We start from the raw sequence: 23434 nt of genomic DNA, 5'->3' as shown, positions 1-23434 counted from the left end.
ACAACTGTGAGACCTTCTCACTTATGATCAAAACGCCGATTGGCCATTCCACGCCCACGCGTCGAGCCTATCTAGCCGTCACTTGCACATGAACTTCGCCTCCAGCCGAGCTCTCAATGATTGCGCTTCAAAAGCACAAGGCCATAGCGGTCGGCCGGCTTGTCCGCAAGTCAGCGGCAACAACATCTTTGTGCAGCAGGAGACGGCCGTGATGCCAAGACATACACAACTACCAGGAACGAAGGCGGACACCCGATGGCATCGATGACGGTGCGTCGGGACGCTGCGGAGAAACTCTCTCGCTCGTGTCCTCGGGCGTCCTGTAGCGACCGCTGCGGCGCCGGGTACGCCAGCGTGACCCGAATCGGCGCTTACCAGTAAGCTGACAGGATCATACCCAATGAGCGCCGGTTTTCAGTTTCATGTAGCGGCCGTGCCGTGCCGTCTAGACGCCGTTCTGTTCAAGCGGGATCTGTCGACGAGCCTCGCTTGTTGGAGTGTGATGACGCGGCACGCCACGCTCCGAATCAAAGCGGCCCGCCTCGTCCTACACTCTACATGTCGCGTAAGCGACATCGAGCCGCGCACATCGCGACTACCGGCCAGGAGACGCGTGGCCCGGGTCCTGCAGGGCCACCTGCTAGCATCATTAGAGTGCGCCCGCCGAGGCGCTATCAGGAGCTTCGCGTGACCCTCAATCTGCTGGACCGCCAAAATGTAACAGATGGCGCGCCAGCGCCCGCCGCGTGCCCATCTAGCAATAAGCGGCGCACTCAAAATGCCGAGGGGAAGACGCTCGTATTGACTGGTGCTTCCCGCGGTATAGGCCACGCGACCGGCAAATTGTTTTCGGCAGCTGGATGGCGGATCATCACGTGTTCTCGGCAGCCATTCGAGGGTAGCCGTTGTCCTTGGGAAGCAGGATTGGACAACCATATTCAAGCCGAACTTAGCGACTCTCGAGCGTTGCAGCACGCGATCGCGGAGATCAAGGAGCGGCTCAATGGCGGCCCTCTGCATGCGCTTATCAACAATGCGGGCATTTCCCCGAAGGCCGCTGACGGCACCCGATTAAATTCGCTGAACACTCCGGTCGACACCTGGAAGAGCGTGTTCCATGTCAATTTGCTCGCACCCATCATGTTCTCGCAGGGGCTCTTCCATCAGCTAACGCTCGCTTCTGGTGCAATCGTGAACGTCACCTCGATCGCCGGATCGAGAGTGCATCCGTATGCCGGTACTGCCTATGCGACATCAAAGGCGGCACTTTCGTGCTTGACCCGCGAGATGGCGCATGACTATGCGCCTTACGGGATTCGCGTCAATGCTATTGCACCAGGCGAGATCAAGACAGACATTCTGTCGCCGGAGACAGAAACCAATTTGATCCCAACTATCCCGATGCACCGGGTCGGAACACCGGACGAGGTCGCGAAGGTTATCTTCTTCCTTTGCTCGGAGGCTGCCAGCTATGTCACAGGTGCCGAAGTGCCTGCAAATGGAGGGCAGCATGTGTGATCAGACACCAAGAAGAGTTACTCACGCGCGATCGATTAATTGGCAGCTCCCGCATGGAGCGTTGAGCGCTCGCGTTACTCCCGACTAGCAATTCCTGATTCCGCAGTTTCGATCCAACGGCCACGCCGTACGAGCCAGGATAGCGCCGTTGCTCGCACGCCGCGGCGCGACCGCGATGGCACGCCTCTCGCCTGAGAGATACCACGTTTTGGCCCACGTTCCATTCCGGCCGCAGGAACATTTTTTATGAGCTGCCACATAGACGCTAGCCCCGATGCCCAAGGGGCGGCGGCCAGAAGGTGAAATTTATTAAGCGCGGCCTTTATAAAACAAGTCCCGCTAATATGGCTCGACGGGGCATGTCACATTTCGAACAATGCTACGAGTAAGAACATATCAGCACGCGGCTACGTCCACTTTGCGACAATCGGGTGCATCGACGCTGTCTGCCTCCGACCTTTTTCCTTCCTATCCGTCGGCACACTTGTTGCAAACGCCTTCTAATGCAGCCTCGCGTTAATAGATCGCCAGAAGCGCGCGCCGCGCAAGGCGCCCGATCGTTCAAGCACCGCATCCGAGGAATTCGTATGAGCATAGTCACTACCCAGAGCGCCGCGGAGATGAAGGCCCGCAACAAGCAACTGATCGATGAGGCCTTAAAAATCTACCCGGAAAAGACCGCCAAGCGCCGCGCCAAACACCTGAACGTACACGAGGCGGGTAAGCACGATTGCGGGGTTAAGTCGAACCTGAAGTCGATCCCCGGAGTAATGACGACTCGCGGCTGTGCATACGCTGGCTCCAAGGGGGTCGTGTGGGGCCCGATCAAGGACATGATTAACATCAGCCACGGTCCGGTCGGCTGCGGCCAATATTCCTGGGCTGCACGCCGCAATTACTACATAGGCAAGACCGGAATCGACAGCTTCGTCACCATGCAGTTCACCTCCGACTTCCAGGAGAAAGACATCGTGTTTGGCGGCGACAAGAAGCTCGGTAAGGTCATTGACGAACTTCAGGAGCTCTTTCCGCTCAACCACGGCATTACGATTCAGTCCGAGTGCCCGATCGGCCTTATCGGCGACGACATCGAGGCTGTGTCGAAGGCGAAGTCAAAGGAACACAATGGCAAGACCATTGTACCGGTTCGCTGCGAAGGGTTTCGCGGCGTCTCGCAGTCGCTTGGCCACCACATCGCCAACGATGCGCTGCGGGACTGGATCCTGGACAGAGTGTCGCCGGAAGCGACACCCGCGTTCGAGTCAACGCCCTACGATGTCACGATCATCGGCGACTACAATATCGGTGGGGACGCTTGGTCATCGCGTATCCTGCTCGAAGAGATGGGCCTGCGTGTGATTGCGCAATGGTCCGGCGACGGCAGCCTCGCCGAACTGGAAGCAACGCCCAGGGCGAAGCTCAACCTATTGCACTGCTACCGTTCGATGAACTACATCTCCCGACACATGGAGGAAAAGTTCGGCATTCCATGGTGCGAGTACAACTTCTTTGGCCCTTCCAAGATCGCCGATTCGCTGCGCAAAATTGCCAGCTTCTTCGACGAACGCATCAAGGAAGGTGCCGAGCGTGTGATCGCCAAGTACCAGCCGCTGATGGCCTCGGTAATTGAGAAGTACCGCCCCCGCCTCCAGGGCAAGACAGTGATGCTGTTCGTCGGCGGCTTGCGTCCCCGCCACGTAATCGGCGCCTATGAGGACCTTGGTATGGAGGTCGTAGGAACGGGCTACGAATTCGGCCATCATGACGACTACCAGCGCACTGCTCAGCACTACTTAAAGGACGGCACACTGATCTATGACGACGTCACGGGCTACGAGTTTGAGCGTTTCGTCGAGACCATTCAGCCAGATCTCGTCGGCTCCGGCATAAAGGAGAAGTACGTCTTCCAGAAAATGGGCATTCCATTCCGTCAAATGCACTCCTGGGACTATTCCGGTCCTTATCACGGCTATGACGGCTTCGCGATCTTCGCTCGTGACATGGACATGGCAATAAACTCGCCCGTCTGGAAGAAACTCAAGGCACCTTGGAAGGATACTCCAGCGCCAGGCCTAATGGCCGCGGAATAAAGGAATGCACAGATCTGGCTCCGCCTATGCGAGAAGGCGGGCCAACCTAGTCGATAAACCAATCGCCGAAAAGGAGAGTGCCGCGTTGACACAGAATGCCGAACACGTCCTCGATCACTTGGATCTATTCCGAGGTCCGGAATATCAGCAAATGCTCGCCAAAAAGAAGGCGCTGTTCGAGAACCCGCATGACCAAAGGGAAGTCGAGCGGATCAGCGAATGGTCAAAGACGCGAGAATACCGCGAGAAGAACTTCGCGCGTGAAGCATTGACTGTGAACCCCGCCAAGGCCTGCCAGCCACTCGGTGCGGTGTTCGCTGCCTCCGGTTTTGAGGGCACGCTGCCCTTCGTTCACGGCTCACAGGGTTGCGTCGCATACTACCGAAGTCATCTTTCGAGACACTTTAAGGAGCCAAGCTCCTGCGTCTCTTCCTCGATGACTGAGGACGCCGGGGTGTTCGGTGGTCTAAACAACATGATTGACGGGCTCGCTAACGCTTACAACATATACAAGCCCAAGATGATCGCGGTTTCCACCACGTGCATGGCCGAAGTGATCGGGGATGACCTGAACGCCTTCATCAAGACAGCGAAGGAGAAGGGGTCAGTCCCGGCACAATATGATGTTCCCTTCGCTCATACACCTGCCTTTGTCGGCAGCCACGTGACCGGGTATGACAATGCGCTGAAGAGCATCCTTGAGCACTTCTGGGATGGCAAGGCAGGCACCGCCTCCAAACTAGAGCGCAAGGTGAACGGCAAGATTAATTTCATCGGTGGGTTCGACGGGTACACGGTCGGGAACATCCGGGAAATTAAGCGCGTCTTCGAGTTGATGGGAATCGAATATACTATACTCGCCGACAACAGCGATGTCTTCGATACTCCGACCGACGGCGAGTTCCGCATGTATGATGGCGGCACCACGCTGGAGGACGCGGCTAACGCGATCCATGCCAAAGCCACGATCTCCATGCAGCAACACTGCACCGAGAAGACACTGTCCTTCGTCGAGGGGCACGGTCATGAGGTTGCCGCCTTCAACTACCCCATCGGTGTCAGCGCGACGGACGAATTCCTAATGACTGTGTCCCGCATGACCGGCAAGCCGATCGCGAAGGCATTGGAGCGGGAGCGCGGCCGTCTCGTGGACGCCATGGCAGACTCCAGTGCGTATCTGCACGGCAAGAAGTTCGCGATCTACGGCGATCCGGATCTCTGCTACGGGCTCTCTTCATTCCTCCTGGAGCTCGGTGCAGAGCCGGCTCATGTGCTGTCTACGAATGGTGGCAAGGCTTGGGCAGAGAAAATGGAGGAACTGTTTGTTAGTTCACTGTTTGGCAAGAACTGCTCTGCATATCCCGGCAAAGATCTCTGGCACATGCGCTCCCTATTATGCACTGAGCCGGTCGATTACCTGATTGGCAACACCTACGGGAAGTACCTCGAGCGCGATACCGGGACGCCACTGATCCGCATCGGTTTCCCTGTGTTCGATCGGCACCATCAACATCGGTATCCCGTCTGGGGTTATCAGGGCGGCATAAACGTTCTTGTCAAGATACTGGACAAGGTCCTGGACCAGATGGACAGGACTGGAGCGGACTATAGCTTTGATATCATCCGCTGACGTAAATGATTTGGTCTAGCGCCGGCCAGAGCAGGGTCGACGGCCGGTGTCTAGCCAGAAAGATCCACGTCGCGGCACAAGGCTCGCGCGGCGGGTCGAAGAAAATAGGAGATACGTATGAGCGTCGACACGTCCGCCATCGAGGACGTCTTCAACGAGCCGGGTTGTGGCAGAAACGACAACAAGACGGCGGCCGAACGTACTATGGGGTGCACTAGGCAGTTGAAGCCAGGAGAGGCGGGCGGCGGATGCGCATTCGACGGCGCCAAAATCGCGCTACAGCCGTTCACCGACGTTGCGCATCTGGTCCACGGCCCAATCGCCTGCGAGGGCAATTCCTGGGACAACCGAGGCAGCGCCTCCTCAGGCTCCGATCTCTGGCGCCGAAGCTTCACGACCGACATGAACGAAACCGATGTAATCTTTGGCGGCGAAAAGCGCCTTTATCAAGCGATCGGGGAGGTGATCGGCAAGTTCGATCCGCCGGCTGTCTTTGTTTACCAAACCTGCGTGCCAGCCGCGATTGGCGACGACATCAAGGCCGTGTGCAAGGCTGCCGTGGCCAAGTTCGGTAAGCCTATCATTCCTGTAAATTCGCCGGGGTTCGTCGGGTCCAAGAACCTCGGAAACAAGCTTGCCGGCGAGGCGCTGCTTGAGCATGTGATCGGCACTGAGGAACCGGACTATACCACTCCCTACGACATCAATATCATCGGCGAATACAACTTGTCCGGCGAGTTCTGGCAGATCAAACCGCTGCTCGATGAACTTGGCATCCGCATCCTTTCTTGTATCTCCGGCGATGGGAAATATCACGAGCTGGCCTGTTCGCATCGCGCAAAGGCTGCGATGCTAGTGTGTTCCAAGGCGATGATAAACGTCGCCCGTAAGATGGAGGAACGCTACGGCATTCCCTACTTCGAGGGCTCGTTCTACGGCGTGCAGGATTCCAGCAACTCCTTGCGGACGATCGCGCGCATGCTGATCGAGCGCGGCGCGCCGCTGGAGCTTGGAGGGCGTACCGAGGCTGTCATCATGCGTGAGGAAGCAAGGGTACGCGCGGCGATCGAGCGCTTCAAACCACGATTCAAGGGTAAGAAGGTTCTGTTGATCACCGGCGGTGTTAAGTCGTGGTCGGTGGTCGCGGCGCTGCAGGAGGCCGGTCTAGAGATCGCCGGCACCTCCGTGAAGAAGTCCACCAAAGAGGACAAAGACCGCATCAAGGAGCTGATGGGCCGGCACGCCCTTATGATCGAGGAAGCGGCGCCGCGCGACATCTACAAAATGTTGATGAACTCCCGGGCTGATATGATGCTCTCCGGCGGCAAGTCGCAGTTCGTCGCGCTGAAGGCGATGATACCTTGGCTTGACATCAACCAGGAGCGTTCTCAGGCGTACATGGGGTATATTGGCATGGTCAAGCTGATGGAGGAGATTGATAAGGCGCTCTACAATCCAATATGGACCCAACTACGCCGTCCCGCGCCTTGGGACGAAGCGGAGGTCAATCGGCAGACCAACATCCCGCACACGGATTCGCACGCCGCAGAGAATTCCACCGCCGTGCGAGGTCATTCCAGCGCCGCCGGATTCAAGGAACGCGCCAATGCCTCGGGCAGGTGGGTCGTTGGGCACATTTCCGCTGCGCAGGCAACATGCGCCGTCCAGGCGTCGGAATAGGGCGTCTGCCAATGGCCATCGTCTCCACCTCCGAGAAATCCTGCACGGTCAATCCGCTCAAGATGAGCCAGCCGATCGGCGGCTCTTTCGCCTTTATGGGCCTTCGCGGCGCGATGCCGCTGCTACACGGCTCCCAGGGCTGCACCTCGTTCGGCCTGACCCTGTTCGTGCGGCACTTCAGGGAGGCAGTGCCGATGCAGACCACCGCAATGAGTGAAGTCGAGGCCGTGTTCGGCGGTCAGGAAAATGTCGAACAGGCGATACTTAACATCTACAATGGTGCGAAACCGGAAATCATCGGGATCAATTCGACCGGCCTGACCGAGATAAAGGGAGAGGACGTCGAACGATTCATTTACCTGATTCAGCAAAAGCACCCACAGCTCGAAAGGCTTCCGCTGGTTTACGTCTCGACCCCGGATTTCAAGGGCGCGTTCCAGGACGGCTGGGACAAGACGGTCGCACGAATGGTGGAAGTCCTGGTCCATCCCGTCGAGACGGGTCGGGCGCGGGATCCCGCTCGCATCAATGTTCTGCCGGGCTGCCACCTCACGCCAGGCGATCTCAATGAGCTGCGGACGATCCTGGAGGATTTCGGACTGAAACCATCCTTCCTGCCGGACCTGGCCGGTTCGCTCGACGGTCAAATTCCCGATGAGTTCACGCCCACCACGATCGGCGGCATCGGGGTCGACGAGATTGCGACAATGGGGCAGGCGGCATGGACGATCGCGATCGGCGCGCAGATGCAACGTGCGGCGGAGGCCATGTATGCGAAAACAGGCGTACGATTTCGCTTGTTCGAACGCCTCTGCGGCCTCGTTCCCAACGACGAGTTCATCGCGTTTCTGAGCAAGATCAGTGACCGGCCAGTTCCGCTAAAGTACCGCCGGCAGCGCGGCCAACTCGCGGATGCTATGTTGGATGCGCATTTCTACATCGGGGGCCGTAAGCTGGCGATCGGCGCCGAGCCGGACTTGCTCTTCGATCTCTCCAGCATGCTGTACGACATGGGTGCCAATATCGCAGTCGCCGTGACCACAACAGCCTCCCCCGTGTTGCAGCGTATCAGGACGGAGGAGGTCCTGATCGGAGATCTCGAAGATCTCGAGGAACTTGCCAAGACCCACGGCTGCAATCTCCTCATCACCCATTCGCACGGCCGCCAGGCGGCCTCGCGCCTTAACATCCCGTTTTTTCGCGCTGGCTTCCCGATGTTCGATCGTCTTGGCGCCGGCCACCAGCTCTCAGTCGGCTACCGCGGCACGCGCGATCTCATCTTCGGCCTCGCCAATCTTGTCATTGCCGATCGCGAGGCGAAGCACCAGCCGACGCCCGATACTTGGCGAAGCGTTGACCGCGACTTCAAGACCGTCCCGTCCTACCCGCAATAACCCAATAAGGAGAATAGATCTTGAAAGTCGCTTTTGCCACCCAGGATCTGAAGTGCGTGGATGCGCATTTCGGTTGGGCCAAGAACATCGCTATCTACGACGTCACTCCGGACGCTCACCGCATCCTTCAGGTCATCGAGTTCGGTGACGATCTCACGGAAGATGGCCGCAAGGATAAGCTGACGCGGAAAATCGACGCCATCAAGGACTGCACGATCCTTTATGTCGCTGCGATCGGCGGCTCGGCCGCGGCACGCGTCGTTGCCAACAAAATCCATCCGTTAACGGTGATCAAGCGCGAGGCGATCGAGACCCTCTGCATCAAGCTCGAAGATGCGCTGAAGGGCTCCCCACCACCCTGGTTGCGCAAGGCGCTCGGAGGTACGAGCAAAGCCCCCCTCCATTTTGACGACTGCAGGACGCTTCCATGACAGACGCTGCTTAACCCGCTTTCTCCCGCACTGCGACTCGAGTCGGCCGCGCTCGCAATCGAGAAAGCGACTGGCGTCATGATCTTGACGATACTTAGAGATGCACCTCGAAGAATTTGAGCGCATGGACCTGCTCGGCGGCCGGTTCATCGTCATCAACAAACAACCGCGCGACGTGAACCGCTTAGACTTCGACGATTTCGGCACGCTCGCAGCCACGGTTAATATGTCTGTCGGCCGAGCGGCGTAGGCCAATCGGACCTGCACGATCTATCGACGGCGCTTACGCCGAACTTGGCCTCGATCCTGAGCGTCGCGCAGAAGGCTCATGATGCCTTCACCAAGCTTGATCGCAAGCGCAAACAGAAGAGACAGAAAACAGCGCAAAATGATCGCAATCATGTCCTACGTAACCCGCGACGGACGCGCCTGGATACCGGACTATCTGGTATCAATCGATACCCAGAAGTGCATCGGCTGCGGCCGCTGCTATAAGGTTTGCGGCCGGCAAGTCATGACGCTGAAGGGCATCAACGAGGATGGCGAGGTCATCGGCCTCGATGATGATGATGGTGACTTAGAGAGGAAGGCCATGGTGATGCAAGACGCCGGTGCATGCATCGGCTGCGGCGCCTGTTCGCGGATCTGTCCTGCGAACTGCCAGACTCACACCCGGCCGCTTGAACTCGGGCCGGAGTGGACGAACCCGCAAGTCGATCCGCCGCCGTTTTAGGCAGCGTTCTTGGCCTCCGCAAGCCATCTGTCGGCCCGTGGGCGGCTCGGCGCCGGACATCACTGCGACGAACCCGATCGCACCCGTTCCCCCGCGTAACTTTTCTACTTGGAACTGTGAACACACCGAGCCCGGTGAACCTGACGACGGTCTGCTCTCTCGTGCGACCGTGCTCTGAGCCTCGAGGGCTTGTCCTTGAACAGACCGAACCCGCTAGCCGGCGTTGTGCGCCTGTACCACCATGCTCCGGTGCAAGTTGTTTTGCCGCAACCAGTGGGCAGCTCCTGAGCACGTTGTTCTTAGTGCTATGGAGCTTAGGTTAGCGCGGATGTGCTTAATGCCTAAGGCTCGGCAAACGCATCGCCGACAGCGAACTATTCGTCACCACGCCGATCATCGCTTACGACGCCCTGACCGTGACGCCCTAGCTTTGGGGTACGCCACGGCAGCGTTGAGACAACGAAAAAGAGCCGTTCGTGTCTGGTCCGATCGACCTCCAAGAAGGCGACGCGGGATGGGATGATAGTACACATCTATGGACGAGTCCGCCGACAGCGCCAGAGTTAGCGCCGCCGACCTGTCACAGGCGCGATGGTTTTCGGCCGCCTTAGTCCGCCGGCGTCGACGAACGTTTCCATACATGGGATTCCGGACTGCTGTGTGCGGTACGCCCGGTACAGCTGTGCCATTCCGCTTCTCGTGCGCCACCGAGGCCGGTTGTCGCAGATCCGACACGCGAGGCGGAGCAACGGGCGGTGGCGGCGAAATGCCAGTGATTTCCGTCTTCTGTGTGCTCTGGCACGAGAGTTGCGATCTGTTGAACGATCCATAACAGCGGGACGTGCGATGATTGATTTGACGGAGAGCGCGGTGAATGCGGTGAAGGCAGCGATCTCGATGGCGCCGCAACAAACGAGCGGTTTGCGCATCATAGTCGAAACCGGCGGCTGCGCCGGGTTCAAGTACGTGATGGCCCTCGCCGTGGAAGCCAATCCGGACGATACTGTTATCGAGCGTCACGGCGTCAAGCTGTTCGTCGATCGCAAGAGCCTGACGCACCTCAACGGCACCACCATGGACTTCGTCGTGGGTCTAGATGGCTCCGGTTTCACGTTTGATAACCCCAATGTGAACTCACACAACGACTAACGAAGTAGCGATGTGATGCACGCACTGCCCGAGTCCCTATGGAATCAGAGAGCATCGCATCCGCCGTGCGAAGAGCGCACGAGCAGCGGCTCCCGCAACCAGAAGTTCAGATCATGAAAGTCACGATCCGCCGCTCAACGGAGACCGGTCTGTCGATTTACGTGCCGAAGAAGGATCTCGAGGAGCCAATCGTCGAAGCCGAGCACGAGACGCTGTGGGGCGGGTGGATCAAGATCGCCAATGGCTGGGTGCTCGACCTGCCGCACATGGCCTCCGACACCCAGTTGCCCATCACGATCAGCGCCAGGAAGCGGGGCGGAGAGGGATAGGAGTGATGAATGCGCTCGCCCCATACACGAATTCGCCGGCCCCACCCCGGCGCTGAAGCACATCAGAAGACCTCACCAAGTCCGCCCATGCCCCGTGAGAAGGCACCCCTGCAAGCGCCTTCGCCAAGCCACATTCGTTTTCGCCGCTTAAGTTGCCGCCAATCAGAAGAGGCTAGTAAAATTGCGCAACGGGAAGCCCTCTTCGCCGGGCGCTGCCATTTGACCCCGCCCACCTGGCGTAGCCCGCACCGATCTCGGCGATGATCGCTGGTACGGTTTTTTTTATGGCAAGCCGCGAAAGAAGGATGGACCACAGTCATAAGGCGTGCTGCATCGGCTACGGTCTTCACGTTTTTCGCCTGCAGCAGAAAACGGGCAACTCCTGCGCACCTACCGGGCTGTTGAAGAACTCAGCCGCGTCTACAGCGAACGCAAAGTCGTCGCCAATGTGGATCTAGAAGTGGCTCATCGCCGACACATGACAACTCGGTGCGGGGCGATCCGTGGCGGGTGACTTGGCAGCCATCAAGGAAGCCCTTCAGGGCAGCGAAGGCACATTTGTTGTCGGGCTTGTCCTCGAAGGTGAGATGCGCCTCTTCGACAAGATCGAGAAACTCTCTGTCCCGGTTGTCCATCTTGACAATGTTCGTCAGCGACCGGCCAAGCCCCAGCCGAAGCCGTGCACCTTAGCCTTCAGCCCGGTCCCGCGATAAGATTCGGCAATCGCACCAGCTTGTAGGCGGTGGCAACGAAGATAGAGGCCCATTTGGCGCGCTCACCACCATGAAACCTGTCTCTTGCCCGGCAACCGTATTGATCCCGCCGAATGCCTCCCGACCCGCTTGCAGATGCGCTGGCTTACGGCTAGTGACCGACCCAAACTCAGAGCTACGGCCGCTGGTATTCTGTGAAACATGCGCGTCACGTTCATCGAGCGCGGCTCATTGACGAACTCTTCCGCATCGTGGGCCGGCCATTCAGCACGCGGCTCCATCATGTGCAGCGCTGCGATGCATTCGGCATGCCCGCCAGCATGAGGCAGGCGTCGGCCAGCCGGTCGTGGCGGTTCTGCATCAGCCCGTGTCCACAGTGGCGTCCTCTTGCCTTTGCCCTTCCTGCAGCGCGGTAGCGCCTAGCATCGGGACTGGTGGTCGACGCATGGAGGTCCTTCCAGCGTGTTTTGGCTATGGAAGTCGGGCCGGCGGCTCGCCAGAGTCGTCCTTCGGACTGCCGATTGAGCACCCGGCCGCCGTTTTTCGAGAACATCGAACATCCCGGACCACGTCGTCACCCCCGATTGCGACAAACCAGCGGACAGCGGGCGGGTATTCCAGCCGCTCTTCACAAGCCGTTCCGCGCGGATCAAATAAAACGCCTGCAACAGCGTCGCCCGCAGCAGCTTCACTCTGCGAGATCGCAGCCCGTCCAATCGTCGAATAGAGCGCAGCGCAGTCCCGCTCCAACGCCGACAGCGCCTCGTTCACAATCGTTAGAATCGCGGCGGATGATCACGCCGCACCCGCGTCTCCAGATCAAGCTAGCTATACAGCTCGCCCATTCGATTATCGCCGCGACCCAGGCACCATCTCCGAAGTTTGTCGGAGCCGCCAATGGATCACGGTACCACCATCAGCGGCGAGCGACTTTTTTTCAACGGCCTGCTAGAACGCGACGGACGCCCCTACGCTTGGCGGGCGTCCCCCTTCGGCGCGCGACCAAACGCTGTCTTTAGAGCGAACTCCTCTTTGCGCCCTGGGCTTCAATTCGATTCATTTTAATTTGCGCGCGCGGCCAGGTTCGGGCTGACGCTCTGGCTCATGATAGCCAGATACGATCGGTCGAACCGGGGATGCGCAGACCATTTTCGTAAAAGCGCTCTCTGGTAACGCCAAATTCGTCCATTTTCCAACGTGCGTCGGCTACCCGACATACTCGACTTCTGTAACGACCAATCTTGCAGGCGCAAACCAGCGCATGGACCCAACGCTGGCATAGAGGTTGCTGAAGGCCGTTCTAGAACGACGCATCAGACGCTTGGCAAGATCCGAGCTTCCAATCTATTCGGTCTCCAGGGAGAATGACCAAATGTACGCTTCAGCTCAACACGGCGCTAGCAGGAGCGATATCCTCACCGCTCTCGGCGATACCAAGCAGGTCGGGCGCAAGAGCTGCAGCACCTCAGGTTGTTGCGGTCAAGGAAAGTGCGGATCGCAAAAAGGGCAGGGAGATCTGCCGTCCGGACTCTGGGACAAAGTGAAGACCCATCCATGCTATAGCGAGGAGGCGCATCATCACTACGCGCGCATGCATGTCGCGGTGGCACCCGCTTGCAATATTCAGTGTAACTACTGTAATCGCAAATACGACTGCGCAAACGAGTCGCGCCCTGGCGTGGTCAGCGAGAGGCTGTCGCCCGAACAAGCTGTCAAGAAAGTACTGGCGGTCGCCTCGGCCGTCCCGCAGATGACGGTGCTCGGCATTGCTGGCCCGGGCGATCCGCTGGCGAACCCCAAAAGGACGTTCAAAACCTTCGAGCTAGTCAAGACCGCGGCCCCCGACATAAAGCTGTGCCTGTCCACAAATGGGCTTATGCTGCCGGATTACATCGACGCCATTTCCAATTTCAACGTCGACCATGTCACGATCACCATCAACACGGTCGATCCTGAGATCGGCACTCGGATCTATCCTTGGATCTTCTATAAGCACAAGCGTTACACCGGCCATGAAGCGGCTAAGATTTTGACTGAACGCCAGCTTCAGGGGCTTCAGATGCTCACCGAGCGCGGTGTCCTCACCAAAGTCAACTCTGTAATGATACCGGGGATTAACGACCATCACCTTGCGGAGGTCAACAAGGTAGTGAAATCGCGCGGCGGTTTTTTGCACAACATCATGCCGCTTATCTCCTCACCGGAGCACGGCACTGCTTTCGGCGCCAGCGGTCAGCGTGGCCCGAGCCCTCAGGAGTTGAAAGCCGTTCAAGACTCCTGCGAAGGCGAGATGATTATGATGCGGCACTGCCGTCAGTGCCGCGCTGACGCTGTCGGTCTGCTTGGCGAGAGCCGCACCGCCGAGTTCACCATCGAGAGGATCATGTCAATGGAGCTGAACTACGATATGGACACCCGTAAGGCTTACCGAGCCAAGGTCGAGAAGGAGCGCGCCGCTATGATTGTGGCAGGGCATGACGCGCTTGTCGGACTGGCGGATGTGTCAAGCGACATCAAGGTGCTGGCTGCGGTCGCGACTAAGGGCTCTGGTCTGATCAATGAGCACTTTGGCCACGCTGCGGAGTTCCAGGTTTACGAGCTCTCGAAGGCAGGGGCGAAATTCGTAGGCCACCGCCGCGTCGATGTCTATTGCCAGGGCGGCTACGGCGAGGAGGGCAGCTTGGCTTCGATTATCAGCGCAATCAATGATTGCCACGCAGTGTTCGTGGCTAAGATCGGCGCCTGCCCGAGGGAGGCCCTGATCAAGGCAGGCATCACGCCAGTCGATCAATTCGCCCATGACTTCATCGTCAAGTCGGCGATCGTGTGGTTCACAGCCTATCTGAAGAAAGTCAACAGCGGCGAGATTGCACACGTGCAGCGCATTCAGGCCGGCAGTCGCAACGCCACGGTTATTTCTGCAGCTTGAGGAGACATCAATGCCATTCAAGATCGTTTCTTCGCAATGTACGGGCTGCTCCGCCTGCGAGCTGGAATGTCCGAATGCAGCAATCTTTGAGAGGGATGGCTCTTTCGTAATCGATTCAAAGAAGTGCACTGAGTGCATCGGGCACTTCGACGAGCCGCAATGTGTGGCCGTTTGTCCTGTGGACAGAACCTGCGTCATCGATACCTCGCTACCGCGCTACCAAGCGCCTGCTAGAGGGGAAACAGCATGACCTTCATGGTCATACCGACAACGCGCCAATCGACGTCAAGAATGCCCCGCAGCGACCGCGGCATTGGAGGCAGCTTTCTGCTCGGGCGACTGCTCCCAGCCTGGCAGCCGCCCGAGCGTAACCGCTGAGCCCCGACCGGCGGGCCGGGTCGCCGAGCGGCGGCTCGAGATCCAGGAGCTACTGGAGCTCGACCCCAGCGATACAATCGACGCCAAGGTTTTGCTGAACGTGTTCGAGAGGACAGACACTATGATGAGTTATGGCGGCGTCGAGGCTCTCGACCGGAACGCCAGGTCGACGCAATCGTTGTCTGAATTGGCGGTCCATGGCGCGGGCGCCTACCAGATCAGTCGCGCTTAGGTGTACCATTGCTAGCACCGCACCGCCTTTTCCTCGCCCAGCGCCTCGACGAGGCCCACCCGCCATATTCGCGTATCGTCGCTGCGCAATCGCAGTAGGGCTCTCATTCTGGTCTTGCGTCACCTCTGCTGGGCGATCTCGTCAACAGATCCGCGGGCATCCCCTCAACGCCTGGCCGAGCAATTTGGTGTGCCGTCGCGAAACGCTCCGCATCGCGCGACGAAGATGCGAGTTCGAAAGCCGATCGAGAATGGCAGCCTGCAGCCGATCGTTGCCGGCGAGGCCGGCGAAAACTCAGATGCTAGCATGTACCGGCTAACACCGGAGCTCCCTGGAGGGATAATCAAGACGAGGCCAATGTCCACCCGGTCGTGGCCCAAGGCATTTTACGCATGGCTACCCGGCATGCTTACCTAACGCCACGCTGCAGTGCACTTGACGGCCCGCCATCCGACATCCATTTCAGCGTTACGGCTCGTGCCGTGGCTGGCGAGCTCATGGTGCGGGGCGAAAGCCATGATAGCCTCGTGCAAAACGCGCGCGGCCGCCGGCCACCCCTCCGCTGGAGCGAGGAAATGCGAGTATGAGCGACCACGTGAACGACGACGACTTTATCGAGCTAACGGCCCAGCCGTTTTTCAGCTATGGAGAGAAAGTGCGGGCAACGCGCACCATTCGAAATGATGGGACGTATGCTGGCAAGGAGATCGGCGAGGTTCTCGCTGTGAAGGGCGAGATCGGCTATGTCGTCTCGATTGGCACCTTCCTCCAGCGATTCTACATTTATGGCGTCGATTTCATCGAAAGCGGTCGCCGCGTCGGGATGAAGCGCAAGGAGCTTGATCGCGTTGCGCCGCGCGACGGCATCAGGCACGTCCAGTTACCGGACGAGTGCTGATAGTCGCGCTGGATTGACAATTGTTAGTCGCCGGCACGTAAGGGGCAGTCGATCGGCACCACGACCGCGTCTTTTCCAAGAATCGACCGACGATGTCTAGGCGCGCGCCGACCAACTAGGCGCATTATGTTGCTGACCGACACTATGCAGACCTGTCGATCCAAATCGTTGATTCCGCGGGTGGCGGTCGGTCGCCTCCCAGGCGAGAAAGCGGGCGGTACGCATGCGCTTGCGGCACGAAGGCATCACCGGATGCACATCGAAACATGAGAGGGCACACGAGCGACGCATCTACGTACGATTATTCCAGTGAGAACGTGCTTTTATGGAAGATCGCACACACGGCGGTGCTTCTGCACGGCAGGACAACGGCGGCCGGTGCACACTTCCGGCTCTTCGCTGGCCAATGGCCGGCCTGAGGCCTCGCGATCGACGCTCGCTTCAGCGCTCGTCAGCCAGGGGTAAGACCAGAATATCCCAGAGCATTGGCGTAACTAGGCGCCGCCGCATCCGACCCGGCTCGCTCTATCTCGGCTCTCGGGTTTCCCTGCCGCGGCCAGTCCAGCCATAACGTGACAGGCGTCTTCCTAAGGAAGCCGCACCATCGCTGTGCGGTCCATTGCTCGCGCCAGAAGCTCCTTCTTATCGCGCTTTGGCGAGGCGCCTGCAGTTCAGGTTGCCCGAACGTCTTCAAGCACCTGCATGATTGCAACAGCCGTTAGCGCCAGTATTCATCGCTTATCCGTGGCTTCGTCGCACTTGTCGACGACAGCGAGATGTTCGCGCCGGGAGCGCGCTTCCTGCCTTAGGCGATCGGTTTAACGCTGCGCTCCATCAAGAAGGCGCCGAACAGCAGCCGAGCAGGGTTCAGCCAGCCCACGCCCCTTTCGGGAGAGTCGGCCTCCGCCCGAGGCGAGGCTGTCGCTCTCGATTCCCGCATGCGACAGGCTCTGGGCGGCATAGCTGATCCACTTTCGTCCGTCACAGACATTGGACAATGGCTCCTTAACTGTCGCAATACCGATCTGCACCGACGCGTCTAAACGCTAGCGCCCAACCTGAAGCAACCTTTCCCCCGCCTATGGCGGCGCAGATACGCTGTGATCTTACCATGGCGGCGCTCCTTTGTCTGGATCCTCACACTGGCCTGACTTTCGTAGAGGCGACATCCCTTCCAACTTCGGCTCCGGGCGAACCACTTTGCGAGCGTACTCAGCGCCTTAGTCCGCGCGGAGCCAACGGCACACCAGTTGCACTTCGCATACAGCAACACGGTGGGAGCTGAGAGCTCGGCTGGCGGCTCCAAACTCTCCCTACCGAATCCTCGGGTCGCCGCTTCTGACGGTGGCTCAATGCGACGCGAGACTGCGCGGTGCTTTTGGCACCCGCTTAATGGAGATGAACATGTCGTCACTGAGGCAAATCGCATTTTACGGCAAAGGTGGTATCGGAAAGTCGACTACGTCCCAGAACACGCTCGCAGCGCTTGCTGAGATGGGCCACAGAATCCTTATCGTGGGATGCGATCCTAAGGCGGACTCTACGCGCTTGATCCTGCACGCTAAGGCGCAAGACACCATTCTCAGCCTCGCCGCCAGTGTCGGCAGCGTCGAAGACCTTGAGATCGAGGACGTCATGAAAATCGGATATAAGGACATCCGCTGCGTGGAGTCCGGTGGTCCAGAGCCTGGCGTCGGTTGTGCTGGGCGGGGGGTCATCACCTCCATCAATTTTCTAGAACACAACGGTGCCTATGAGGACATCGACTACGTATCCTACGACGTGCTCGGCGACGTCGTCTGCGGCGGCTTCGCAATGCCGATCCGCGAGAACAAGGCGCAGGAAATCTACATTGTGATGTCCGGCGAGATGATGGCCATGTACGCCGCCAATAACATCTCCAAAGGCATTCTGAAATACGCCCATTCAGGCGGCGTCCGTCTTGGGGGGCTTGTCTGCAACGAGCGTCAGACCGACAAGGAGCTGGAGCTAGCGGACGCGCTGGCGAAGAAGCTGGGAACTCAGCTCATCTACTTCGTGCCGCGAGACAACATCGTGCAGCATGCTGAGCTGCGCCGCATGACGGTGCTGGAGTATGCGCCGGACTCCAAGCAGGCGGATCATTATCGCAACCTTGCATCCAAGATACACAACAACGGCGGGAAGGGCGTTGTTCCGACCCCGATCAGCATGGACGAGCTGGAGGATATGCTGATGGAACACGGGATCATGAAGGCGGTAGACGAGAGCCAGATCGGCAAAACCGCGGCCCAGCCCGCGACGCCATAAGGATCCTGCCGGTCTCCTCGTCTCATGGGGCCGGCTATCCAGCGGTCTTTCCAATAGCGGCGGGGCATTTCTTGGCTGAGGTGCAAGCGAGTAACATGGAAGTGTCGAACTCTCGATCGGCTGAGCCGAGCGCCGTTGTGCAACAGGTCGGAATCGCGCTCTATCGACTGCTCACGGGCAGCAACCCAGCGGAAGCCGAAATCAGCGCCGACGATGATTTCGATCGTCATGCACTGGCCTCAATCCTGGTCGCTGCCGCGTTGGATGGCGGCTCGATCGTAGAACGCGTTGGAATTCCAGAGCATGCCCTGAGAAAACTGCTCGCCGGCTTTTTCCCGGCGGCCGCGGCCCGCGCCTTCACATGGATACCAAACTCATCCTCCGACGTCCATGACGAAACCGCTGTCCTGCGCGAGCTCCTGCTCGCGCAGCGTTCGACTGCCGGCGACGTCGGCCATTGGCTCGCGGCAATGGTAGCGCGACGTGCAATGGAGCCTCACCACCTCTGGCAGGATCTCGGGCTGCGCGGGCGTACGGAGCTGTCCCGTCTCCTGACGCGCCATTTCGCGCCACTGGCCCGCCGGAACACCGGGAATATGCGTTGGAAGCGCTTCTTCTATCGCGTGCTCTGCGAACGCGATAGTTTAGGTATGTGCAGGGCGCCAGTCTGCACCCAATGCGCCGATTTTGGTCGTTGCTTTGGCGAAGAGAGCGGTGAGAGCCGCCTGGTCGAACGCAAGCTGTAGCTGAGGTGGCACGTGCATTGCTCACTTCGATGATTGGAATGAATATGGAAAGACCCAGATGACGGCACCCCGCCCGACACCATCAGACCTTGATCAGTCCCGATCTCTCGTCGACCAACAACATCATCTCGACCGATGGCACACCAAGCGCCAACCTCCAGAAAGCAAGACGGTGCCGATCGCATCAGCGCTAATTTCCGCAAGCATCAACAACGCCACAGCTTCATGGGGAAGTGACGGCCTTGCGCGAACACCGGTCCGTCGTGCCAGCCAACTCGTCCGACGACGGTCGGCTCCGGACTACCAGCATCGGCCACTGTTGCCGACGCCCGGAGTGAGCGCGCCGATGCGGACTCGCGGCGTGCAGATCGCCACCAATTAGATCGCACCGGGCCGGACGTTGAGGCGCAACGCTCGCTCGGCATATCAGCGCACCCGCGAAGCAGACCCGGCCGGTAGAGACCGCAGAGTATGAAGGAACTTGAATGTCTGATGGAATTATCGCGCGCCTCAGCAAAGCCGCTTCTGCCGAAGAGTTCTTCGCTCTGTTAGGCGTCGACTACGATCCTAAAGTGGTCAACGTTGCGCGGCTGCACATTCTCAGGCGCATGGGCGAATATCTTGCTAAGGAGAGCCTTAGCGATCTGGCGGACGACAGCGTTGCTAAACGGTGCAAACTCGTGCTTGAGCGCGCATATTCAGATTTCGTCACGTCACCGCCGATTGAACAGCGCGTGTTCAAGGTCTTAAAGGACGCCGCGCCCGACACCAAGCCTGTACCCGTACTAGTGCAGATTGGTAACGAAATTGAACTGCCCTCTGTCGGACTGGCTACGCCTAGTCGCAGCGGCGTACTGCCCTCCGGGCGCCTAGCGGTTACACCCGAAACCTCCGCCGACTGAAACGTTCTCGTTCTCGTTGGTGTGATTGCCATTCCACTCTGAACTGTTTTGGGGAGATTAGTCTTGGAGAAGATCATGCACTTGCTCGTTTGCATCAAGCAGGTTCCAGACTCCGGACAGATCCGCGTGCATCCCGTGACAAATACCATCATGCGTCAGGGCGTGCCGACCATCATCAACCCGTACGATCTCTTTGCATTGGAAGCTGCCCTTGAGCTACGCGATCAGTTCGGCGGCGAAGTCACGGTGTTGACTATGGGCCCCCCTTCTGCCGAGGACAGTCTTCGCAAGGCGCTCACCTTCGGCGCGGATCGTGCGGTGCTCCTGACCGATCGCTTTTTCGCGGGCGCGGACACCCTAGCCACAACCTACGCTTTGGCGACAGCGATCCGTAGGATCTCGAGCGAGTTCGGCGCCCCTGACATTGTCTTCACAGGAAAGCAGACCATCGATGGAGACACCGCACAGGTCGGCCCTGGCATCGCAAAACGGCTTGGCCTGTTTCAGCTCACCTATGTTGGCAAGATCAGCGCACTGGACTTGCATGCCCGCACCATCGACGTCGAGCGACGCTCTGAGGGTGGCGTCCAGTTGCTTCGGACACGGCTCCCCTGCCTGGTCACGATGCTCGAAGCGACGAACCAGATCCGCCGCGGTGCGATGGCTGATGCGCTGCGCGCTGCCCGCGCGACGATCCTGAAATGGAGCGCGCAACAGGCGGGGGTTGATGACATTTCACAATGCGGCTTGCGGGGCTCGCCCACCGTCGTCAAGCGCGTTTTCGCACCAGCCGCCCGCAACGAGAAGGCCACGATGATAGAGCCTGACGAGCAGCCCGCGGAGGCATTGATCAACGCTATTTTCAGGTGCCGGCCGGCCCTCGAGATCGAGCTCGCGGCACTGGCGCGCGGCTATTGAGCTAAAGAAAGGCGCAACATGAATACCGCATCTGAAATCGGCGCTTCCCCTTCGAGTCGCGCCGCGGCTAAGAAGCAGCTGTCTGACCGCTTCAAGACCTACAAACATGTGTGGGTCTTCATCGAGCAAGAACGCGGCCAGGTCCACTCTGTATCCTGGGAGCTAATGGGCGTTGGCCGCAAGCTTGCTGACAAGCTCAAAGTTGATCTCGCCGCAGTGGTGATCGGGCAAGAGGGCGAGGCATCGCAGGCCGCCGCTACCGAGTCGTTCTGCTACGGAGCCGACCTTGTCTATATGGTCGCCGATGATCTGCTCAAGGACTATCGCAACGAATCCTATATCAAGGCGCTCACCAAGCTCGTCAATAGCTACAAGCCCGAGATCTTGCTCCTAGGCGCGACCACTCTAGGCCGCGACCTAGCAGGTTCAGTCGCAACGACATTGCGCACTGGTCTGACTGCCGATTGCACAGAGCTCGACGTCGATGCCGACGGTTCCCTCGCCGCGACGCGTCCGACCTTTGGCGGCTCGCTGCTATGCACGATCTATACGCTGAACTACCGTCCGCAGATGGCTACAGTCCGGCCGCGCGTGATGCCTGTGCCAGAACGCTGCGCGCGCCCGATCGGCCGCATCATCACCCTCCCGCTTGGACTTGTCGAGGACGATATCGTAACGAAGGTGCTGTCGTTCCTACCGGATCGCGATTCCGCACGATCCAATCTCGCTTATGCCGATGTTGTCGTTGCCGGAGGCCTCGGCCTTGGTTCGTCTGAAAACTTCCGGCTCGTGCGCCGGCTCGCCGACGTGCTAGGTGCCGAGTTTGGCTGCTCGCGCCCCCTGGTGCAAAAGGGTTGGGTCACATCCGACCGGCAAATTGGCCAAACCGGCAAAACCATCAGGCCAAAGCTCTACATCGCCGCCGGAATCTCCGGAGCCATTCAGCACCGCGTCGGTGTCGACGGCGCCGACCTTATCGTCGCCATCAACACCGAAAGGAACGCGCCTATCTTCGAGTTCTCGCATTTAGGCATTGTCGAGGACGCGATCCGGTTGCTGCCAATCCTGACCGAGGCGTTTCGCGCCCGGCTGTCGCCGCATTCGCGCGACCGGATCGCAGGATAGGACAAGGAGAGACCTCGTGACCGCGGAAACATTTGACATCATCGTCGTCGGGGCAGGTATGGCCGGCAATGCAGCGGCGCTCACGCTTGCCAAGCACGGCCTGAAGGTTCTTCAGCTCGAGCGTGGCGAATATCCCGGGTCGAAGAACGTGCAGGGTGCGATCCTCTATGCCGATATGCTGGAGGCGCTTGTCGCTAACTTTCGACAAGACGCGCCGCTTGAGCGGCATCTGGTCGAACAGCGCTTCTGGATGATGGATGACCGCTCTCACACCGGCCTGCACTACCGCTCCGACGACTTCAACGAAGAAAGGCCGAACCGCTATACTATCATCCGCGCTCAGTTCGATAGGTGGTTCTCGCAGAAAGTTCGCGAAGCTGGCGCCACGGTGCTATGCGAGACAACGGCAACCGAACTAATGCAAGATGCTAACGGCAAGGTGGTGGGTGTGCGGACTGACCGCGCCGATGGCGAGATCCATGCTGGCGCGGTGGTCCTCGCGGAAGGCGTCAACGGCCTTCTTGGCACGCGGGCCGGCGTACGCAAGCGGCCTACGCCGGACACGGTCGCACTCGCCGTGAAGGAGATGCACTTCCTACCGCGCGAAGTTATCGAGGCCCGCTTCAATCTTAAGGGCGATGAAGGGCTCGTCATTGAGGCTGCGGGCACCATCTCCCGCGGCATGACAGGCATGGGCTTCATCTACACCAATAAGGAATGCATCTCCCTTGGCATCGGATGCCTGGTCGCGCACTTCACAAGCACCGGGGAAACACCGTATGGTCTGCTCGATCGCTTCAAGCGGCATCCTTCGGTCGCTCCGCTGATCGAGGGATCGGAAGTCAAGGAATATGCCGCTCACCTCATTCCCGAGGGTGGCTTCAAGGCCATTCCGCAGCTATATGGCGAGGGCTGGGTCGTCGTAGGCGACGCCGCTCAACTCAACAACGCTATGCATCGCGAGGGCTCAAACCTCGCAATGACATCGGGGCGACTCGCGGCCGAAGCGATCATCCAAGTCAAGTCGCGCGGCGCCCCAATGACAGCGACGAATCTGTCAATTTACAAGACGATGTTGGACCATTCGTTTGTCATTAGGGACCTAAGGAAGTACAAAGACATGCCCGCGCTGATGCACACCTACTCCCGGAACTTTTTTCTGACATATCCGGAGCTCGTCTCGGAATCGATGCAGAATTTCTTGCGGGTCGACGGGACACCAAAGGCCGAAAAGGAAAAGCAATCACTAAACTCCTTCGTCAAGAGCCGTTCGTGGAGCGGCCTGCTCGGTGATGCCGTTCGCCTCGCGCGCGCTTGGCGGTAACGCTTCTCTCACACCCCCATGAGGGC

20 protein-coding genes and 2 pseudogenes are annotated in these 23434 nt (G+C 59.1%); 21 read left to right on the top strand and 1 reads right to left on the bottom strand.

What is annotated here, in order from left to right:
• Nucleotides 1-687: 687 nt before the first annotated feature.
• The 12 genes from XH89_RS39380 to XH89_RS39325 all read left to right on the top strand — a co-directional run bounded on the left by XH89_RS39380 (nucleotide 688) and on the right by XH89_RS39325 (nucleotide 11667).
• Entirely contained in the window at nucleotides 688-1518 is an 831-nt protein-coding gene (locus tag XH89_RS39380; protein ID WP_232995639.1) for an SDR family NAD(P)-dependent oxidoreductase, read from the top strand.
• Between the two features lie 587 nt (nucleotides 1519-2105).
• Nucleotides 2106-3608, top strand: a complete 1503-nt coding sequence (gene nifD, locus XH89_RS39375) for a nitrogenase molybdenum-iron protein alpha chain (RefSeq protein ID WP_128929919.1) — start codon at nucleotides 2106-2108, stop codon at nucleotides 3606-3608.
• Between the two features lie 85 nt (nucleotides 3609-3693).
• Entirely contained in the window at nucleotides 3694-5238 is a 1545-nt protein-coding gene (nifK, locus tag XH89_RS39370) for a nitrogenase molybdenum-iron protein subunit beta (protein ID WP_128929920.1), read from the top strand.
• Between the two features lie 117 nt (nucleotides 5239-5355).
• A complete protein-coding gene (gene nifE / locus XH89_RS39365; protein WP_128929921.1) occupies nucleotides 5356-6918 on the top strand; it encodes a nitrogenase iron-molybdenum cofactor biosynthesis protein NifE in 1563 nt (520 codons plus the stop codon).
• Nucleotides 6919-6929: 11 nt separating this feature from the next.
• Nucleotides 6930-8312, top strand: coding sequence for a nitrogenase iron-molybdenum cofactor biosynthesis protein NifN (gene nifN, locus XH89_RS39360; protein WP_128929922.1), 1383 nt, complete (start codon nucleotides 6930-6932; stop codon nucleotides 8310-8312).
• A gap of 20 nt (nucleotides 8313-8332) precedes the next feature.
• On the top strand, nucleotides 8333-8743 hold the full coding sequence (gene nifX / locus XH89_RS39355) for a nitrogen fixation protein NifX (protein ID WP_128929923.1): 411 nt from the start codon (nucleotides 8333-8335) through the stop codon (nucleotides 8741-8743).
• 100 nt (nucleotides 8744-8843) lie between these two features.
• Nucleotides 8844-8993, top strand: coding sequence for a DUF269 domain-containing protein (locus tag XH89_RS39350; protein WP_232995640.1), 150 nt, complete (start codon nucleotides 8844-8846; stop codon nucleotides 8991-8993).
• Between the two features lie 44 nt (nucleotides 8994-9037).
• Nucleotides 9038-9238, top strand: coding sequence for a hypothetical protein (locus XH89_RS39345; protein ID WP_232995641.1), 201 nt, complete (start codon nucleotides 9038-9040; stop codon nucleotides 9236-9238).
• A complete protein-coding gene (fdxB, locus tag XH89_RS39340) occupies nucleotides 9144-9476 on the top strand; it encodes a ferredoxin III, nif-specific (protein ID WP_128929924.1) in 333 nt (110 codons plus the stop codon). The genes XH89_RS39345 and fdxB overlap by 95 nt, the downstream gene beginning before the upstream one ends.
• An 846-nt stretch (nucleotides 9477-10322) precedes the next feature.
• Nucleotides 10323-10625, top strand: a complete 303-nt coding sequence (locus XH89_RS39335) for an iron-sulfur cluster assembly accessory protein (protein WP_128929925.1) — start codon at nucleotides 10323-10325, stop codon at nucleotides 10623-10625.
• Nucleotides 10626-10738: 113 nt separating this feature from the next.
• Nucleotides 10739-10954 carry a putative nitrogen fixation protein NifT gene (nifT, locus tag XH89_RS39330; RefSeq protein ID WP_128929926.1) on the top strand — a complete coding sequence of 72 codons (216 nt, stop codon included), beginning with the start codon at nucleotides 10739-10741 and terminating at the stop codon, nucleotides 10952-10954.
• 515 nt (nucleotides 10955-11469) lie between these two features.
• Nucleotides 11470-11667, top strand: a complete 198-nt coding sequence (locus tag XH89_RS39325) for a hypothetical protein (protein ID WP_164934261.1) — start codon at nucleotides 11470-11472, stop codon at nucleotides 11665-11667.
• Here XH89_RS39325 and XH89_RS39320 read toward each other — a convergent pair.
• Nucleotides 11641-12485 (bottom strand): annotated as a pseudogene (locus tag XH89_RS39320) (transposase). The gene XH89_RS39325 and the pseudogene XH89_RS39320 sit on opposite strands and share 27 nt — an antisense overlap.
• A 554-nt stretch (nucleotides 12486-13039) precedes the next feature.
• Here XH89_RS39320 and nifB point away from each other — a divergent pair.
• From nifB to XH89_RS39275, 9 genes and pseudogenes are all read left to right on the top strand, one after another.
• Nucleotides 13040-14596: a nitrogenase cofactor biosynthesis protein NifB gene (gene nifB / locus XH89_RS39315; protein ID WP_128929927.1), complete on the top strand. Its 1557-nt coding sequence runs from the start codon at nucleotides 13040-13042 to the stop codon at nucleotides 14594-14596.
• 10 nt (nucleotides 14597-14606) lie between these two features.
• Complete coding sequence (locus XH89_RS39310) at nucleotides 14607-14846, top strand: 4Fe-4S binding protein (protein ID WP_128929928.1); 240 nt, start codon at nucleotides 14607-14609, stop codon at nucleotides 14844-14846.
• 943 nt (nucleotides 14847-15789) lie between these two features.
• The gene (locus XH89_RS39305; protein ID WP_128929929.1) at nucleotides 15790-16104 is read left to right on the top strand and encodes a nitrogen fixation protein NifZ; all 315 of its coding nucleotides are present in this window, start codon (nucleotides 15790-15792) and stop codon (nucleotides 16102-16104) included.
• A gap of 1404 nt (nucleotides 16105-17508) precedes the next feature.
• Nucleotides 17509-18393 (top strand): nitrogenase iron protein, encoded by an 885-nt coding sequence (gene nifH / locus XH89_RS39300; protein ID WP_128929930.1) that lies wholly within the window; start codon nucleotides 17509-17511, stop codon nucleotides 18391-18393.
• A 95-nt stretch (nucleotides 18394-18488) separates the two neighbouring features.
• On the top strand, nucleotides 18489-19139 hold the full coding sequence (locus XH89_RS39295; RefSeq protein WP_128929931.1) for a nitrogen fixation protein NifQ: 651 nt from the start codon (nucleotides 18489-18491) through the stop codon (nucleotides 19137-19139).
• Between the two features lie 485 nt (nucleotides 19140-19624).
• Nucleotides 19625-19936, top strand: a pseudogene (gene nifW / locus XH89_RS39290) (nitrogenase stabilizing/protective protein NifW); the annotation flags it as partial.
• Nucleotides 19937-20116: 180 nt separating this feature from the next.
• Nucleotides 20117-20959 (top strand): electron transfer flavoprotein subunit beta/FixA family protein, encoded by an 843-nt coding sequence (locus XH89_RS39285; RefSeq protein WP_128955188.1) that lies wholly within the window; start codon nucleotides 20117-20119, stop codon nucleotides 20957-20959.
• 18 nt (nucleotides 20960-20977) lie between these two features.
• Nucleotides 20978-22084, top strand: a complete 1107-nt coding sequence (locus tag XH89_RS39280) for an electron transfer flavoprotein subunit alpha/FixB family protein (protein WP_128929933.1) — start codon at nucleotides 20978-20980, stop codon at nucleotides 22082-22084.
• Between the two features lie 16 nt (nucleotides 22085-22100).
• Entirely contained in the window at nucleotides 22101-23408 is a 1308-nt protein-coding gene (locus tag XH89_RS39275) for an FAD-dependent oxidoreductase (RefSeq protein ID WP_128929934.1), read from the top strand.
• Nucleotides 23409-23434: the final 26 nt, after the last annotated feature.

Origin of the sequence: Bradyrhizobium sp. CCBAU 53340 (genome assembly GCF_015291645.1) — a bacterium.
Lineage (GTDB): Bacteria > Pseudomonadota > Alphaproteobacteria > Rhizobiales > Xanthobacteraceae > Bradyrhizobium.
This window is presented reverse-complemented; position numbering and strand designations above follow the sequence as displayed.

Excerpts from the sequence above, each read along its gene's own strand:
- XH89_RS39310 (WP_128929928.1), top strand. The coding sequence starts at position 14,607 with ATGCCATTCAAGATCGTTTCTTCGCAATGTACGGGCTGCTCCGCCTGC.
- fdxB (WP_128929924.1), top strand. The coding sequence starts at position 9,144 with ATGTCCTACGTAACCCGCGACGGACGCGCCTGGATACCGGACTATCTG.
- nifB (WP_128929927.1), top strand. The coding sequence starts at position 13,040 with ATGTACGCTTCAGCTCAACACGGCGCTAGCAGGAGCGATATCCTCACC.
- XH89_RS39295 (WP_128929931.1), top strand. The coding sequence starts at position 18,489 with ATGGAAGTGTCGAACTCTCGATCGGCTGAGCCGAGCGCCGTTGTGCAA.
- XH89_RS39305 (WP_128929929.1), top strand. The coding sequence starts at position 15,790 with ATGAGCGACCACGTGAACGACGACGACTTTATCGAGCTAACGGCCCAG.
- nifT (WP_128929926.1), top strand. The coding sequence starts at position 10,739 with ATGAAAGTCACGATCCGCCGCTCAACGGAGACCGGTCTGTCGATTTAC.
- XH89_RS39285 (WP_128955188.1), top strand. The coding sequence starts at position 20,117 with ATGCACTTGCTCGTTTGCATCAAGCAGGTTCCAGACTCCGGACAGATC.
- nifN (WP_128929922.1), top strand. The coding sequence starts at position 6,930 with ATGGCCATCGTCTCCACCTCCGAGAAATCCTGCACGGTCAATCCGCTC.
- XH89_RS39350 (WP_232995640.1), top strand. The coding sequence starts at position 8,844 with ATGCACCTCGAAGAATTTGAGCGCATGGACCTGCTCGGCGGCCGGTTC.
- nifH (WP_128929930.1), top strand. The coding sequence starts at position 17,509 with ATGTCGTCACTGAGGCAAATCGCATTTTACGGCAAAGGTGGTATCGGA.
- nifE (WP_128929921.1), top strand. The coding sequence starts at position 5,356 with ATGAGCGTCGACACGTCCGCCATCGAGGACGTCTTCAACGAGCCGGGT.
- XH89_RS39335 (WP_128929925.1), top strand. The coding sequence starts at position 10,323 with ATGATTGATTTGACGGAGAGCGCGGTGAATGCGGTGAAGGCAGCGATC.
- nifD (WP_128929919.1), top strand. The coding sequence starts at position 2,106 with ATGAGCATAGTCACTACCCAGAGCGCCGCGGAGATGAAGGCCCGCAAC.
- XH89_RS39280 (WP_128929933.1), top strand. The coding sequence starts at position 20,978 with ATGAATACCGCATCTGAAATCGGCGCTTCCCCTTCGAGTCGCGCCGCG.